General features: G+C 72.7%; 13 protein-coding genes and 1 riboswitch. Of the genes, 9 read left to right on the top strand and 4 right to left on the bottom strand.

Features of this window, described 5'->3' with window-relative positions; genetic code table 11:
* The first annotated feature begins 11 nt into the window (after window positions 1–11).
* Together CLT74_RS14870 and CLT74_RS14865 are read left to right on the top strand one after the other, a co-directional pair.
* Window positions 12–2459, top strand: coding sequence for an FtsK/SpoIIIE family DNA translocase (locus CLT74_RS14870; protein WP_099847081.1), 2448 nt, complete (start codon window positions 12–14; stop codon window positions 2457–2459).
* Window positions 2452–2829 (top strand): VOC family protein, encoded by a 378-nt coding sequence (locus tag CLT74_RS14865; RefSeq protein WP_099847080.1) that lies wholly within the window; start codon window positions 2452–2454, stop codon window positions 2827–2829. The genes CLT74_RS14870 and CLT74_RS14865 overlap by 8 nt, the downstream gene beginning before the upstream one ends.
* A gap of 167 nt (window positions 2830–2996) precedes the next feature.
* Here CLT74_RS14865 and CLT74_RS14860 read toward each other — a convergent pair whose 3' ends face one another.
* Both CLT74_RS14860 and CLT74_RS14855 read right to left on the bottom strand, forming a co-directional pair.
* A complete protein-coding gene (locus tag CLT74_RS14860; RefSeq protein WP_099847079.1) occupies window positions 2997–3224 on the bottom strand; it encodes a hypothetical protein in 228 nt (75 codons plus the stop codon).
* A gap of 83 nt (window positions 3225–3307) precedes the next feature.
* On the bottom strand, window positions 3308–3622 hold the full coding sequence (locus CLT74_RS14855) for a DMT family transporter (RefSeq protein ID WP_099847078.1): 315 nt from the start codon (window positions 3620–3622) through the stop codon (window positions 3308–3310).
* 57 nt (window positions 3623–3679) lie between these two features.
* A riboswitch (guanidine-III (ykkC-III) riboswitch) is annotated at window positions 3680–3746 on the bottom strand.
* Between the two features lie 90 nt (window positions 3747–3836).
* On the opposite strand from CLT74_RS14855, the gene CLT74_RS14850 reads away from it, so the two are divergent.
* The 7 genes from CLT74_RS14850 (at window position 3837) to pspM (ending at window position 10098) form a co-directional block, all read left to right on the top strand.
* Window positions 3837–4760 (top strand): ornithine cyclodeaminase family protein, encoded by a 924-nt coding sequence (locus CLT74_RS14850; RefSeq protein ID WP_099847077.1) that lies wholly within the window; start codon window positions 3837–3839, stop codon window positions 4758–4760.
* 57 nt (window positions 4761–4817) lie between these two features.
* Entirely contained in the window at window positions 4818–6305 is a 1488-nt protein-coding gene (gene rimO, locus CLT74_RS14845) for a 30S ribosomal protein S12 methylthiotransferase RimO (RefSeq protein WP_099847076.1), read from the top strand.
* A gap of 71 nt (window positions 6306–6376) precedes the next feature.
* Complete coding sequence (pgsA, locus tag CLT74_RS14840; RefSeq protein WP_099852026.1) at window positions 6377–6970, top strand: CDP-diacylglycerol--glycerol-3-phosphate 3-phosphatidyltransferase; 594 nt, start codon at window positions 6377–6379, stop codon at window positions 6968–6970.
* 59 nt (window positions 6971–7029) lie between these two features.
* The gene (locus CLT74_RS14835; protein WP_099852023.1) at window positions 7030–7539 is read left to right on the top strand and encodes a CinA family protein; all 510 of its coding nucleotides are present in this window, start codon (window positions 7030–7032) and stop codon (window positions 7537–7539) included.
* Between the two features lie 251 nt (window positions 7540–7790).
* Complete coding sequence (locus tag CLT74_RS14830; protein ID WP_099847075.1) at window positions 7791–8249, top strand: helix-turn-helix domain-containing protein; 459 nt, start codon at window positions 7791–7793, stop codon at window positions 8247–8249.
* A 182-nt stretch (window positions 8250–8431) separates the two neighbouring features.
* Entirely contained in the window at window positions 8432–9292 is an 861-nt protein-coding gene (locus CLT74_RS14825) for a PspA/IM30 family protein (protein WP_099847074.1), read from the top strand.
* A gap of 23 nt (window positions 9293–9315) precedes the next feature.
* Window positions 9316–10098, top strand: coding sequence for a phage shock envelope stress response protein PspM (gene pspM / locus CLT74_RS14820; RefSeq protein WP_099847073.1), 783 nt, complete (start codon window positions 9316–9318; stop codon window positions 10096–10098).
* Between the two features lie 11 nt (window positions 10099–10109).
* Here pspM and CLT74_RS14815 read toward each other — a convergent pair whose 3' ends face one another.
* On the bottom strand, window positions 10110–10787 hold the full coding sequence (locus tag CLT74_RS14815; RefSeq protein WP_143697167.1) for a hypothetical protein: 678 nt from the start codon (window positions 10785–10787) through the stop codon (window positions 10110–10112).
* A gap of 119 nt (window positions 10788–10906) precedes the next feature.
* Entirely contained in the window at window positions 10907–14623 is a 3717-nt protein-coding gene (locus tag CLT74_RS14810; RefSeq protein ID WP_099847071.1) for a hypothetical protein, read from the bottom strand.
* Between the last annotated feature and the right edge of the window lie 144 nt (window positions 14624–14767).

Raw genomic sequence — 14767 nt, 5'->3', positions numbered from 1 at the left:
ACGGTGATGCTATGGCGGGCCGTACCCCTCAGGCGAGTCGGCGGCGCGGCGCGTCGCCGCGTGGCAGCGCGAACAGTCGTGCCCGCCAGCCGGCCAAGAAGACCCGTGCGCCGGTACGGCGCCGTACCTCGACGAGGGGGCCGGGCCCGGCGGCGTACGTCGGTCGGGCGATCCAGGCACTGTGGATGGGGTTGGCCCACGGGGTCGGCTGGGCGGTGCGCGCTGCCGGGCGCCAGGCGGCCTCGGCCCGCGACCTCGACCCGGAGCACCGCCGCGACGGTGCCGGCCTGCTGTTCATCGGTCTCGCCCTGCTCGGTGCGGGCGCGATCTGGTTCTCGGCAGCCGGTCCGGTCGGTGCCCGACTGGCCGACACGGTGCGGCTCTTCCTCGGGGCGATCTCCATAGTGGTGCCGGTGCTGCTGGGCATCGGCGCGTGGCGGCTGATGCGCCAGCCCGGCGACCCGGAGCACCGGGGGCGAGGGCTGGTCGGCTGGGGTTCCATGCTGGTCTCCACCGCCGCGCTGCTGCACATCGGTCAGCAGCCGGTCGACCCGCGCGAGCGGGACTTCGCCGGTGGCCTGATCGGCGCGGGCGTGGGCAGCGTGCTGGAGCGCGCGGTCACCGCCTGGGTGGCGGTGCCACTGCTGGTCCTGCTGCTGGTGTTCGGGTTGCTGGTGGTCACCGCGACGCCGATCAACAAGATCCCCGAGCGGCTCGGTCTGCTCGCCGGCGGCGTGATCGGGCAGGACGAGACGGAGCCGACGGAGGCACCCGCCACGCCGGCGCGGCGGCGGCCCACCAAACGGGCGGCGCCGCCTGTCGACCCGGACGAGTTCGACGACCTGGACGGCGCGGACCTCCAGGAGACCATGGTCCTGCCGCGCAAGACACCGTCCCGGGTGCCGGCCAGCCGCAAGCCCGCCGAGCCGCCGGAGCACTCGCCCGCGCCGACCCGCGCCGAGCAGCTCGCGCTTACCGGCCTGGCCGGCGACTACACGCTGCCCCCGTCGAACATGCTGGGCAGCGGGGCCGCTCCGAAGACCCGCAGCAAAGCCAACGACGAGGTGATCGCCGCCCTCACCGGTGTCTTCGACCAGTTCGACGTGGACGCGGCGGTGACCGGCTTCACCCGGGGGCCGACGGTGACCCGGTACGAGGTCGAGCTGGGCCACGGTGTCAAGGTCGAGCGGATCACCCAGCTCTCCCGCAACATCGCGTACGCGGTGAAGTCGCCGGACGTCCGCATCCTGAGCCCGATCCCGGGCAAGAGCGCGGTGGGTGTGGAGATCCCGAACACCGACCCGGAGAACGTGGCCCTCGGTGACGTGCTGCGGTCGCGCGCCGCCACCAGCGACCACCATCCGATGGTGGTCGCCCTCGGCAAGGACATCGAGGGTGGCTACGTGGTGGCCAACCTGGCGAAGATGCCGCACATCCTGATCGCGGGGGCCACCGGGGCCGGCAAGTCGAGCTGCCTGAATTCTCTGCTTATGTCCATTCTGACCCGGGCCACGCCGGACGAGGTGCGGCTGCTGCTGATCGACCCCAAGCGGGTCGAGATGACCGGCTACGAGGGCATCCCGCACCTGGTCACGCCGATCGTGACGAACGCCAAGAAGGCGGCCGACTCGCTGGAGTGGGTCGTCCGTGAGATGGACATGCGTTACGACGACCTCGCCGCGAACGGGGTCCGGCACATCGACGACTTCAACCGGAAGGTGCGCAACGGCGAGATCAAGGCGCCACCGGGCAGCGAGCGTGAGATGCGTCCGTACCCGTACCTGCTGGTGATCGTGGACGAGTTGGCCGACCTGATGATGGTGGCCCCGCGCGACGTCGAGGACTCGATCGTGCGGATCACCCAGCTCGCCCGGGCCGCCGGCATCCACCTGGTGCTCGCCACCCAACGGCCCTCGGTCGACGTGGTGACCGGCCTGATCAAGGCCAACGTGCCGTCCCGGCTGGCGTTCGCCACCTCGTCGCTCGCCGACTCCCGGGTCATCCTCGACCAGCCGGGCGCGGAGAAGCTGCTCGGCCGGGGTGACGGGCTGTTCCTGCCGATGGGCGCCTCGAAGCCGGTGCGGATCCAGGGCGCCTGGGTCACCGAGCGCGAGATCAACGATGTGGTGAAGTTCTGCAAGGACCAGCGTGAGCCGGAGTTCCGCCCGGACGTGCTGGCCCCCGCGCAGGACAGCAAGAAGAAGATCGACGAGGACATCGGAGACGACCTGGACCTGTTGGTGCAGGCGGTCGAACTGGTGGTCACCTCGCAGTTCGGCTCGACCTCGATGCTGCAGCGCAAGTTGCGGGTGGGCTTCGCGAAGGCCGGCCGGCTGATGGACCTGATGGAGACCCGGGGCGTGGTCGGCCCGTCGGAGGGTTCCAAGGCGCGCGACGTGCTGGTCAAGCCGGATGAGCTGGAAGAGGTGCTGGAGGGTCTGCGGGGCGGCGATGGCTGAGCCGACGGCACTGGCCAGCGAGCTGTTTCCGATCATCACGGCCGCCGATCTGGAGGCCGCACTGCGCTTCTACGAGGGGCTGCTGGGCGGCCGGGTCGAGTACCGCTTCCCGGAGACCGGGGAGGCCGCGTACGTCTCGCTGCGCTTCGGTGACGGCCAGTTGGGCATCGGGCGTCAGGAGGCCGACGAACAGCCCGCGGGTCCGGCGACCCTCTGGGTGTACGTCGCGGACTGCGCCGCGGCGCTGGCCCGGCTGGCCGGGGCGGGCGTGGAGGTGCTCGCCGAGCCGCAGACGCAGCCGTGGGGCGAGCGGATGGCGATCGTCCGCGACCCGGACGGCAACCGGGTCCTGGTCGCCGACCGCGGCTGACAGGCCCTTCGTCACAGCTGGTGATTTCCGGCCCGGAGCCGCCCCACCCTCCCACGCCCTTTGCGATAAGGGCGCGCTCAGAGGTGGAACGGACCGTCGTGAGTGTGGACCCGGGACGTGGCGACGGCCCGCCGCGTGAGGCGGCGGGCCGTCGAGTCGCGGAGAGATCAGAGCGAGCTGAGGATCAGCATGCTCAGCAGCATGGCGACCACGTTGGCCGCGGCGGCGTACCAGCCGAGCGGCTTGTCACCGAGCACCGCGCCGACGACGCCGAGGACCAGGCCGATGACTCCGAAGAGGATCGGGTTGAGCAGCAGCGCGAGGACCGCGCACACGAAGCCCACGATGGTGCAGATGCGGGCGGCGCTGGTCGAGCGGACGGTGCTGGTGGCCATGTCTTCCTCCAGTGGGTGAGTCTCATGTCTGCCGTCCGGTCTCTACCCACTACGGACGATCGCCACGCACCCCCGCCCACGCATCAGTGGAACAGCTTGAGCCCGACCACGCCGGCCACCACCAGCAGGAGGCTGAGCAGGCGGGGGAGGTTGGCCGGTTCGCCGAGCGCCACCATGCCGACGAGGGCGGTGCCGACCGCGCCGATGCCGACCCACACCGCGTAACCGGTGCCGACCGGAATCTCCCGCAGCGCGTACGCCAGCCCGGCCATGCTCAGCACCAGCGTGATCACGAAGACCACCGAGGCGACGGGTCGGGTGAAGCCGGCGGAGCGGTCCAGGGCGATCGCCCAGGCGGTTTCGAGCAGTCCGGAGAGCACCAGCACGATCCAGGCCATCGGGTCACCTCTTCAGCAGGGCCCGGCCACCGGGGCCGGGACGAGTCGGGTTCAGCACGCGGGGCGTCTTGGCCTGACCGGGTACGCCCACGACTCGTCCGGGGCGGCCACGCGGGCCGCCGAAACCGACCGTAGCACCGGGTCGTGGCGTGCCTGGGTGAGACGGATCACCCGGGGTGGACCTCAAGCTTGCTTCAGGCTGCACCATGGACCCGTGACCGTGCTCATCTCCGATCCGGAGGTCGCCGCCGCGCTTGACGCAGCGACCTCGGTCGACGCGATGCGTCAGGCTCTGCTCGCGGCTCATGACGGGCGGCTCGTCGCCCCGCCCCGGGCCGCCGCGTCGCTCGGCGCCGGGCGGATGGTGCTCACCGCCGGGCACCTGGTCGGGCAGTGGTACGGATACCGGGCGTACGACACGTTCGGGCACCCGGAGACCGAGCAGGTGGTGGTGCTGCACGACGGGCGGACCGGCGTGGTGCGGGCAGTGGCCGTGGGGGAGGAACTGGGCTCCCGGCGTACCGGCGCGCTGGGCGGGGTGGCGGTCGACGCGTTGGCCCGTCCGGACGCGGCCACCCTCGGCGTGATCGGCTCCGGGGGACAGGCGTGGACCCAGGTCTGGGCCGCCGCCGCCGTGCGACGACTGCGCGAGGTGACAGTGCACAGCCGGTCGACAGCCCGGCGGGAGGCGTTTGCCGCCCGGGTCCGGGCCGAACTCGGGATTCCGGCCCGGGCGGTGGAGACCGCCCGGGAGGCGGTACGCGACCGGGACCTGGTGGTGCTGGCCACCACCAGCCCGACACCGGTGCTGAGCGCCGCCGACCTGCGCCCCGGCACCCACGTCAACGCGGTCGGTTTCAAACAGGTGGACCGCGCGGAGTTCGGCACCGACCTGCTCGACGCCGCCGCCGTGCTGGTCAGCGACTCGGTCGCGCAGGCGACGTCGTACGCTCCGCCGATGCTCGCCGCCCAGCCGCCGTACCTCTCCCGGCTGCGTGACCTGGGCGCGGTGCTGGCCGGCGCGGCACCCGGACGCACCGGTGCGGACCAGATCTCGGTCTTCTGCTCGGTCGGCCTGGCCGGCACGGAGGTCTTTCTGCTCGACCGCGTGGTCCGGATCCTCGCCACGGCGGTCTGAGGCCGCCCGGCTCATACCGCCGTCGCCGGTGCGGGGACCGCCGCCCGGTACCCTCGGATGGTGTCTGCCACCTCCTCGCCTTCCCCCGACGGTCGCCGGGTCGCACTGCTGACCCTGGGCTGTGCCCGCAACGAGGTCGACTCGGAGGAACTGGCCGCCCGCCTGCACGCCGACGGCTGGCAGGTGACCACCGACGGCGAAGGCGCCGACGTGGTGGTCGTCAACACCTGCGGCTTCGTGGAGAAGGCCAAGCAGGACTCCATCCAGACCCTGCTGGCCGCCGCCGACACCGGGGCGAAGGTGGTCGCCGCCGGCTGCATGGCCGAGCGCTACGGCCGGGAACTCGCCGACAGCCTCCCCGAGGCGCAGGCGGTGCTCAGCTTCGACGACTACCCCGACATCGCCGCTCGGCTGGACGCGGTGGTCGCCGGTCGGGAGGTCGCCGCGCACACCCCACGCGACCGGCGTGAACTGCTGCCGCTGACCCCGGTCGCCCGGCACGGCAGCGCCGTGTCCCTGCCGGGGCACGGCCGTGGCGCCGACGTCGACGAGCACACCCCGGCCCACCTGCGTACGGTGCTGCGTCGCCGGCTGGACAGCGGTCCGGTGGCCTCGCTCAAGCTGGCCAGCGGATGCGACAGGCGTTGCGCGTTCTGCGCCATCCCCGCCTTCCGGGGTGCGTTCGTCTCCCGCACCCCCGACGAGCTGCTCGCCGAGGCCGAGTGGCTGGCCAAGAGTGGCGTCCGGGAACTCGTGCTGGTCAGCGAGAACTCGACCTCGTACGGCAAGGATCTGGGCGACCCACGCGCGCTGGAGAAGCTGCTGCCGCAGCTCGCCGCCGTCGACGGCATCGTCCGGGTACGGGCCAGCTACCTTCAGCCGGCCGAGACCCGGCCGGGGCTGATCGAGGCGATCGCCGGCACGCCGGGGGTGGCACCCTACTTCGACCTGTCGTTCCAACACTCCAGTGAGCCGGTGCTGCGCCGGATGCGTCGTTTCGGCTCCACCGACCGTTTCCTTGAGCTGCTGGCCGCCGCCCGGCAGCTGGCACCGGAGGCGGGGGCGCGCAGCAACTTCATCGTCGGCTTCCCCGGCGAGACCCGGGGCGACGTCGACGAGCTGGTGCGGTTCCTCACCGAGGCCCGGCTCGACGCGATAGGCGTCTTCGACTACAGCGACGAGGACGGCACCGAGGCCGCCGGACTACCGGGCAAGGTTTCCGCGGCCACCATCAAACGGCGGTACGACAAGCTAAGCGCGCTCGCCGACGAGCTGTGCTCGCAGCGGGCCGAGGACCGCCTCGGTTCGGCGGTGGAGGTGCTCGTCGATTCGGTGGACGGCGGGATCGTCGAGGGGCGGGCCGCGCACCAGGCGCCGGAGGTGGACGGGTCGACCACGCTCGTCGCCCCGGACGGTGGCGGCGTCGACCTGACCGCGCTACGCCCCGGTGACCTGGTCCGCGCCACGGTGACCGGCACCGAGGGAGTGGACCTGCTCGCCGTACCGGATGAGATGATCTCCGCCGCGCCCGGCGCGGCGCGGTGACGGTGGGCCGGGACGAGGCGGAGGAGGCACGAGGTGCGGTGCCGGGTGTGCCAGCCGAGCGGGGCGATGCCATGACGGGGGCGACGGAGTCACCACCGGTGCCGGTGGTGGCCCGGGTGCCGGTGGTCAATGCCGCTAACGCGCTGACCGCGCTACGGCTGGCGCTCGTGCCGGTTTTCGCGGCCTCGGTGGTCATGTCGGGGATGACGCACGCCGGATGGCAGGTCATCGCCTGCGTGATTTTCGCCGTGGCCTCGGTCACGGACCTGGTCGACGGATGGATCGCCCGGCGGTTCGCGCTCGTCACGGCCGTGGGCAAGGTGGCCGATCCGATCGCCGACAAGGCGCTCACCGGCGCCGCCCTGCTGCTGCTCTCCTGGTACGACCGGTTGCCGTGGTGGGTGACCACGATCATCCTGGCCCGGGAACTGGGCATCACAGCGCTGAGATTCTGGGTGATCAGGCGAGGTGTGATCGCCGCGAGTCGGGGCGGAAAGATCAAGACGGCGCTTCAGATACTGGCCATCACCTGGTACCTGTGGCCGATGCCGGCGGCGCTCACCCCGATCGGGCCCTGGATCATGGGCGCGGCGGTCGCGGTCACCCTCGTCACCGGGCTTGACTACATCGCCCAGGCCACCCGACTGCGTCGCGCTCAGAGGTGAGCGTCCGTCGACGGCGTTGCGACGCGTAGACCACGTCGGGGCCGGGAAGGATGCAGATCATGGGTGTGCGAGAGGCTGAGGGTGCGATGGGCGCAGTGGCGGCGGGGGTGGTGCATCGTCTCGCCGAGCGGCGGGAGACGTTCGCCACCGTCGAGTCGCTGACCGGTGGTCTGCTGGCCGCCACGGTCGTGGAGATCGCCGGGGCGAGCGCCGTCTACCGGGGCGGACTTGTGGTCTATGCCACCGAGCTGAAGGAGCGGCTGGCCGACGTGCCGGCGGCGCTGCTGGCCGAACGGGGCCCGGTCGATGCCGACGTGGCCAAGGCGCTCGCCGAGGGTGGCCGGCGACGCTGTGGTGCCGACTGGGGACTGGCCACCACCGGGGTGGCCGGACCGGAACCCCAGGGCGGCAAGCCGGTCGGGCTGGTCTTCGTCGCGGTCGCCGGCCCGGACGGCACCGAGGTGCGGCAGCTCGACCTGGACGGCGGCCGTGACCGCATCCGGGGTGCCGCGGTGACCGAGGCGTTGCGCCTGGTAGCCGAGCACCTCCAGGTCCCCGACCCGACCTGAGCCGCCGCCGGTCCGCACGCCGTCGGGCTCGTCGTCGGCCGATCGGTGGCATCCCAGATGCTGTTGTCCCGGCGTGTCGGACACCTGGACCGCCACAGATCGGTGGCGCGGCCGACGGCGGCCAGTGGGATGACCGGGCGGGGCGGGATGTCGCGGCGGCGCGCAGCGGGTACGGTTGCGGGAAAGCTCCGACAGCCGGTGCTCCCACAGGCCGGTCGGCCGGGCGAACTGTGTCCCTCAGGGGAGGTGCGATGGTCCTGCTACGCCGGGTGATCGGTGACGCACTACGGGCGCGCCGGCAGGGGCAGCACCGCACGCTGCGCGAGGTCTCGTCCGCAGCCAACGTCAGCCTGGGCTACCTGTCGGAGATCGAACGCGGTCAGAAGGAACCCTCGAGCGAGCTGCTCGCGGCGATCTGCGACGCGCTGGGCGCCCGCCTCTCCGAGCTGTTGCGCGAGGTCAGCGACACGGTGGCGCTCGCCGAGCAGATGCCGGGCGTGCTGGTGCCGGTGCAGGACGAGCCGACCGAGTCGACGCCGGTCGCCGCCGCGTCGGTGCACAAGGCCACCGGCCGGGGCGTACGCCAGGTCACCTCCGACGGTAACGTCGCCGTCTCCGTGCGGCAGGACTCCCCGCTCAAGGCCACGCTGCGTACCGCCCGGGTCCGGCCCGCCGACCGCAGCGACCGGGACGTGGTCTGCGCCGCCTGAGCCTCGTGGCCGATGGTCGCGGTAGCTCCCGCCGCGTAGGGTTGGTCGCGGACGTCCCCTCTCGCCGGTACGGATGCCGTGTTGGCGCCCGGCTGGGACGATGGATCCACCATCGCCGGTAGCCGGGCCGGTCCTCCGGGGTGGGGCAGGCACAGCGACGTGATTGAGGGGATAGCGCGGAGATGGCGAACCCGTTCGTCAAGGGGTGGAAGTACCTGATGGCGCTCTTCGGCGCCCGTATCGACGAGCACGCCGACCCGAAGGTGCAGCTCCAGCAGGCCATCGACGAGGCGCATCGGCAGCACCAGGCCCTCGTCCAGCAGGCCGCCGCGGTGATCGGCAACCAGCGGCAGCTGGAGATGAAGCTGTCCCGGCAGATGTCCGACGTCGAGCGGTTGCAGGCCAACGCCCGCCAGGCGCTGGTCCTGGCGGATCAGGCCCGGGCCAAGGGTGACGAGGCCGAGGCCGGGCGGTACGAGCAGTCCGCACAGACCCTGGCCACCCAGCTCGTCTCCGCCGAACAGTCCGCGGAGGACCTGAAGACCCTGCACGACCAGGCGCTGGCCGCCGCCGGGCAGGCCCGCCGGGCGGTGGAGAACAATTCCATGATCCTCCAGCAGAAGCTCGCCGAGCGCGCCAAGCTGCTCAGCCAGCTGGAGCAGGCGAAGATGCAGGAGAGCGTCGCCGCCTCGCTAGAGTCGATGTCGGCGCTCACCGCTCCCGGCAGCACCCCCACTCTCGACGAGGTGCGCGACCGCATCGAGCGCCGTTACGCCAACGCCATGGGCCGCGCCGAGCTCGCCAGCAACTCGACCGAGGGTCGGATGCTGGAGATCCAGAAGGCGACCCTGGACACCGCCGGTTCTGCGCGGCTGGACCAGATCCGCGCCAGCATGGCCGGCGATCAGCTCGGCGCGGGCGCTGACCGGGGCACCGTTGCCGATCAGCCGGCCACGGCCGACCCGGCGGTGGCCCGGCTGGACGAGATCCGCGCCAGCATGAGCCGTGAGCGCGGCACCGGCGACACCACGGCCGCCGGCTGAGCGGAGAAATCGAGGAGGCCACGGTGGCAGCGGACGAGCGCACCCGGTACTTCCGCAGGCTGAGCAGACTGCGTGGTTCGGCCCGGCGGTGGAGCGTGCTGGCCGGCGGGCTCGGCGGCGCGACAGTTGTGCTGACCCCGTACGCCGGGATCGGTCTGGCCGACGCGGCCTGGGCCGCCGCCGCGGGCGCGGCCACCGCGTTGGCCGGCTGGCGCTGGGTTGACCTGCGTGCCCTCGCCGCCCAACCCGCCCCGCCACCGCTGGACCCGGCCCAGGTGGCCGCCCGCAACCGGGCCCGCCTGGTGTCCGCCGTGGAGCGGCTCCCCGCCGGTGCCGGCGTGCTGGCCGAGGTGCGCCGGGTTCGCTCCCGTACCGCGCTGCGTGGCACCGCCGCCGCCCAGCCGTGGGAGCGCCTGGACCGGGCCGCCGCGACGATGGCATCCATGGCGGGCCGGCTGACCGGCCTAGCCGAACCGGCCGTCGGCGAAGCCTCCGCCGCCGAACAGTCGCTGCGTGAACTGGCCAACCGGGTCGCCAGCGTGGAACGCGCGGTACGTCTCGCCCCCACCGACGCGAAGCCACCGCTGGCCGAGGCGCACCAGGCACTCACCGGGCAGTTGGAGGCGGGTGTGGCGGCGTACGAGCGCCTGGTGGTCGCCGCCGCCGGCTACCTCGCCCAGGAGTACCGCCCCGAAACCGAGCACCCCGCCGCCGCCCGCCTCACCGAGGCCACCGATCTCCTCCATGGCTTCGCCTCAGCCCTCTCCGAACTACGCGCCGCCTCCCACCCCGCCGCGTCGCGTTGATCAGAATTCCGTCAGGATTCGGCCACGTCTGCGACCCGAACCTCTTTGTCAGTGACGTGTTGTCGCCGTTCGGCGGCGGTCGGGTCGACCTGGGTGGCGAGGGGAGCCAGCGCCAGCCATAGGAGGACGGCGCCCAGACCTTCCAGGAGTCGCAGTGCTCCGTCGGCGGGACGACCGGCGACCATCAGGCCGATCCCCACCATGACCAGCAGCAACCGCCACACCGGAACGGCGCGCCGCACCGCGGCCAGGGCGATGAGTGCCAGCAGGCCGGCGAAGAGCAGTATCGGGCCGACCATGAAGAAGATCAGCTCTACGCCGGGAACCGCGAACGCCTGGTCATAGAGGTCGGTCATCACGGCTTTGTCGGTGGCCCGGAGACCGATCACCAGGTCGATGACCATCTGTACGACAAGCGTCGCCGCTCCGATGAGCGCGACGGTGAGGGCCACCCGTCCAGGGGGCGAGCCGTCGACGAGTCGGAACAGAGCGTACGCGGCCAGGCCGAAGAGGACGAAGCTCGCGATCCAGAGCGCGTGTGCCGCGTCCCAGCCACTGTTGGGGCCGGAGCTGCCACCGAGGCGCATGATCACCCAACCGGCCAGCCAGACCAGTGGTGCCGCCACTAGTCCTGCGGAGGGCAGGTCAACCGACCATCGAGGCCGGGTGTCGATCGATTTCGATCTCATGAGTGGACACTAGGCGCGGCTGGTGCCGGCGCACATCGGTGGTGCCCCGGACCGCGCCCCCGACTCCTGACTGCGGGCGTTCCCGTACGGAGCCACCGTCCGCCCGAGAGGGAGGACTGTCACTCCGGGGTGGTGACCGGGATGGGGCCGGTGTACGGGGAGGCGCCCACCACGTTGAACGAGCGCACCCGGTAGTGGTAGGTGACGCCCCGGGCCAGGCCGGTGTTGGTGAAGCCGCGACCGGTGACGGTGAAGCTGGCCAGCTCCCGGCTGAACTGCGGATCCAGGGCCCGTTCCACGGTGAAGCCGGCACCCTGGCCGGCGGGCGTGCTGGCGGACCAGCCCAGCACCACGGTGGCGGTGTCCGGACCGGGGGCGGTGCTGGCCACGCTGACCGAGGTCGGCGTGCCGGGCGCGGGCGGGGTGGTCACCGTCGCCACTGTTGACCAGGGCGAGGCGGCCCCCAGGTAGGTGGTGCGTACCCGGTAGTAGTAGGTGGTGTCGGGCGCGACCGCCGGGTCCAGGTGGTTGTCTCCGACACTTATCGCGGTGGTGCCGGGTCCGCTGGTGAACGTCGGGTTCGTCGCGCGCTGCACGTCGATGCCGGTGGCGAACGAGTGGTTGGCCCAGCGCAACGCGACCCGCAGCGGTGCGGCGGGGGGAATTGTCGCGGTCAGCTTGGCCGGCGCGGTGAGCTGCACCGACGCGGAAACGCTGTTCGACCAGGTGGAGCAGCTCGCCGCGTTCTCCGCCCGGATGCGGTAGTGGTAGGTGACGCCGGGGGTGACCGTGGCGTCGGTGTAGCGGGTCGCCGTGGCCGCCACGGTGATCGTCGTCAGACCGTTCGTGAATGTCACGTCGGTGGCCCGTTGCAGCAGGTGGCTGGTGGCCGGTGGGCGGCTGCCGTTCCCGGTCCAGGCGAGGGTGATCGCCGGCAGCGCGGTCGCCGAGCCGGGGGCCGGTGCGGCGGTGAGCCCGGTCGGTGCCCGGGGCGAGACCCGCACCACCAGCGGCCGGCTCATGCCCTGGTCCCGGAGGCCCGCCGCCGCACTGCCCCAGCGACACTCCCAGCCCAGGTTGACAAGTTGGTTGACCACCGACGCGGGCCGCCCGTCGACCGGGCTGATCGGGGTGGCGTCCAGCCGGGCACCGGCCGGTCGCGCCGGGTCGAGCAGCCGGACGCTGTCGCCGATCTTGAACGGTAGGGGCGGTGCCTCGGGACGCAGCGCGAGCAGCACGTCCTCTCCCGGATCGACCCGCACCACCTGCTTCCAGCCGAGTTCGCCGGGATGCGGTGGCCGGATCGTGCCGTCCCGACCGACCCGGCCGATCACCTGAACGTCGAGGCCGTCGAACCGCACCGGATGGCTCTGCCGCCCGCAGCCGCGTACCCGCCAGAGTTGGCTGCCGTCACCGGGTGTGCCGACCGCCAGCGCCGGGTCGCTGGCGTGTACCACCTCGGTCGCCGGCTCGGTGGGACCGAGCGGCAGGGCGGCCTCAGCCCGTGGTCCGCCGTGTGGATGGGCCACGCCGAGGCGGCCGGTGAGGCGGCCGTACCCGGGCTCGAAGACCTGCCGGACGGACGTGACGGTCAACGGCAGGTTCACCGGTGCGCCGCCGGGCGGGGTGAACTCCACGGTGGTGGCGTGCACCGGAATCCGGGTCGCCGCGCTCGTGGTGCCGAAGCAGGCGTCGTAGGCCGGCTGCGGGACCACCGGGGGGCGTTGGCTGGCCGCGTACGCGCCGGGCAGGCGGTCCCGCAGCCGGTCGAGGTCGTACGGCGTGGCCCGGGTGCCGGTCACCCGGAGCTGCATCAGGGTGCGGGTGTTCGGGCCGTACCCGGGAGCTGTGGGCGGCGCGCCGCCCTCGGCGGTGCGGTCGGGCCCGCCGGTGTGGTGGTCGTAGCGGGGGTCGAAGCAGGGCAGCGGGACCGGGCAGTCGTTGTAGAGGATCAGCGTGGTGCCGGGGTCGACGGTGGCGAGATCCACGAGCACGTCGGCCCGCTCGCCGGGGGCGAGCAGCAGCGCGTGACCGTCGACGTTGAGCACTGTCGGGTCGCGTCGGTCGTAACGGAAGCCGACCGGCCGGTTCGGCACGACCACGGGCGCCGGTAGCAGGCCGCCCTCGTTGCCGATCCGGATCATCTCCGGGCCGGCCGCCGCCGGGTCGGGTACGCCGCCGGCCCGCCCGTCGGTGGGCCAGTCCGCCGGTCGGTCCGGGGTGCGTACCGCCTCGACCATCGGCACCTCACCGGCGGCGGCATCGGCGAGCTGGCCCTCCGGCGTCCACATGGGCGCGTCCGACGCGGCCCGGTACAGCTGGAGGTTGAGCCAACGGTCGGTGCAGGCGTTGAGGATGCGCCACCGGTGGACCTTCGGCTGCACCTCCAGGTACGGGTACGCGGCACCGTTGACCAGGACCGTGTCGCCGTACGCCGCGGGCACCGCGCTCGGGTGCGGTACAGCTGGGGCTTCCGGCGGCTCGTCGGGGTCGGTGACCGGGTCGTGGTGCGGGTTGGCCACGGCTGCGGCGGACGCGTCGGCACCGGCGGGGGCGGTGCGCGACCAGGGCGCGTAGTCCCACCGGCCGGTCGGGTTGACGCCGTCGCGGCGGTACGGGTTCTGCCGGGACTGGTAGACGTGCGGATGCCAGAGCGAACCCCGGGTCCCCCACCGGTCCCGGTCCCAGGTCGGGTCCTGCGCGGCGAGCTGGGCGTCGTCCGGCACGAACGTCTTGTCCTCGAAGACCAGCGGCAACTGCTCGGCCGGCAGCGTCCCGTCGGTGATCAACCGCTCCTGCGCGTCGTCGGTGAGCAGGTAGAGCGCGAGCTGACCGGAGTAGACGGTCAGCCGGGACAGCCCGACGGTGTTGTCATGGAACCAGAGCAGGCGCCCGCTCTGGTCGTTGGGGTAGTAGAGGGTGGTGGCGCCCTGGCCGGGGTGGGCCATGTCCGGCACGTGGGCCAGGTTGACACCTGTGGGATAGGGGGTGATCTCGCCCGCCGGAGTGATCCACTGCCACGGGTTCCCGGCGCTGATCCAGCCGGTGAGCGCGCCGCACAGATGCAGCACCGCCCGGTTCTGCGGGTAGGGCGCCGGCCCGTCGAGGGGCCCCGGGCCGGCGCCGGGCACCGTCGGGTCGACAGGCAGGAAGAGGTCGCCGGTGGGCAGTTGGTTGATGAACTTGATGCGTACCGGCCGGCCGCGTCGGGCGAGCACGACCGGACCGAGGTGCCACGGTCGTCGTGGCGGGGCGACCGTGTTGTGCCCGTCCGGGTCGGTGCCCAGGTTGAGTTGGCGGTAGCCGCGCAGCCGGGTGGCCGGCAGGTCCCGGTGCAGCCGTTGGGTGTACTCCTGGAGCCCGATCTCGTAGTAGTCGCAGCCCGGATAGGTGATCGTGTCGGGTACGGCGACCGGCAGGTGCGCGCCGAGCGGGGTGCGACCCAGCGGGCCGAGGCCGGGCAGCGGGTCGACGAACTTGCGCAGCCCGGTGCCGGTGACCGCCTGCCCGTCCTCGTCGCGGGCGGGCAGGGGACTGTAGGCGTGGTTGGGCACCGGGCCGAAGCAGCGGGGCGTCGCCGTCGGATCGAGAGTGGCCGGCATCGGCGGCGCGGCTGCTACCTGGTGCGGCGGCGCGGCCGGTGCGGGTGCTCGCGGCGCGGGGGCGGGGGCGCTGGCGTCAGGCTCGGCGGGTACGCCGGGGCGGGTACGGGCGGCGTTGTCGTTCTCCGCCTCCGGGCCGGTCCGGGCGGGAGGGACGGCGCTCGGCGGGCCCGGCTTGTCGGTGCGGGCGGCGCGGTCCAGCCAGGTCGACCGGAGTCTGCGGAACACGGCCATGGCTCTCCCGGTGATCGGGGCGCGGCGGCCACCACCCCGACGTGGCGGCGCGGACGCGCGTGCTGACGTTCCGTGAGCCCTCAACCGCAGCATGCGACGCGAGATGGCCGGTTAGGAAGTCCCCTTTCGTGCCAATCTGCCGAG

The sequence above is a fragment of the Verrucosispora sp. CNZ293 genome (assembly GCF_002754655.1).
Note: the sequence above shows the minus strand (reverse complement) of the source record. Positions and strands in the feature narration are given on the sequence as shown.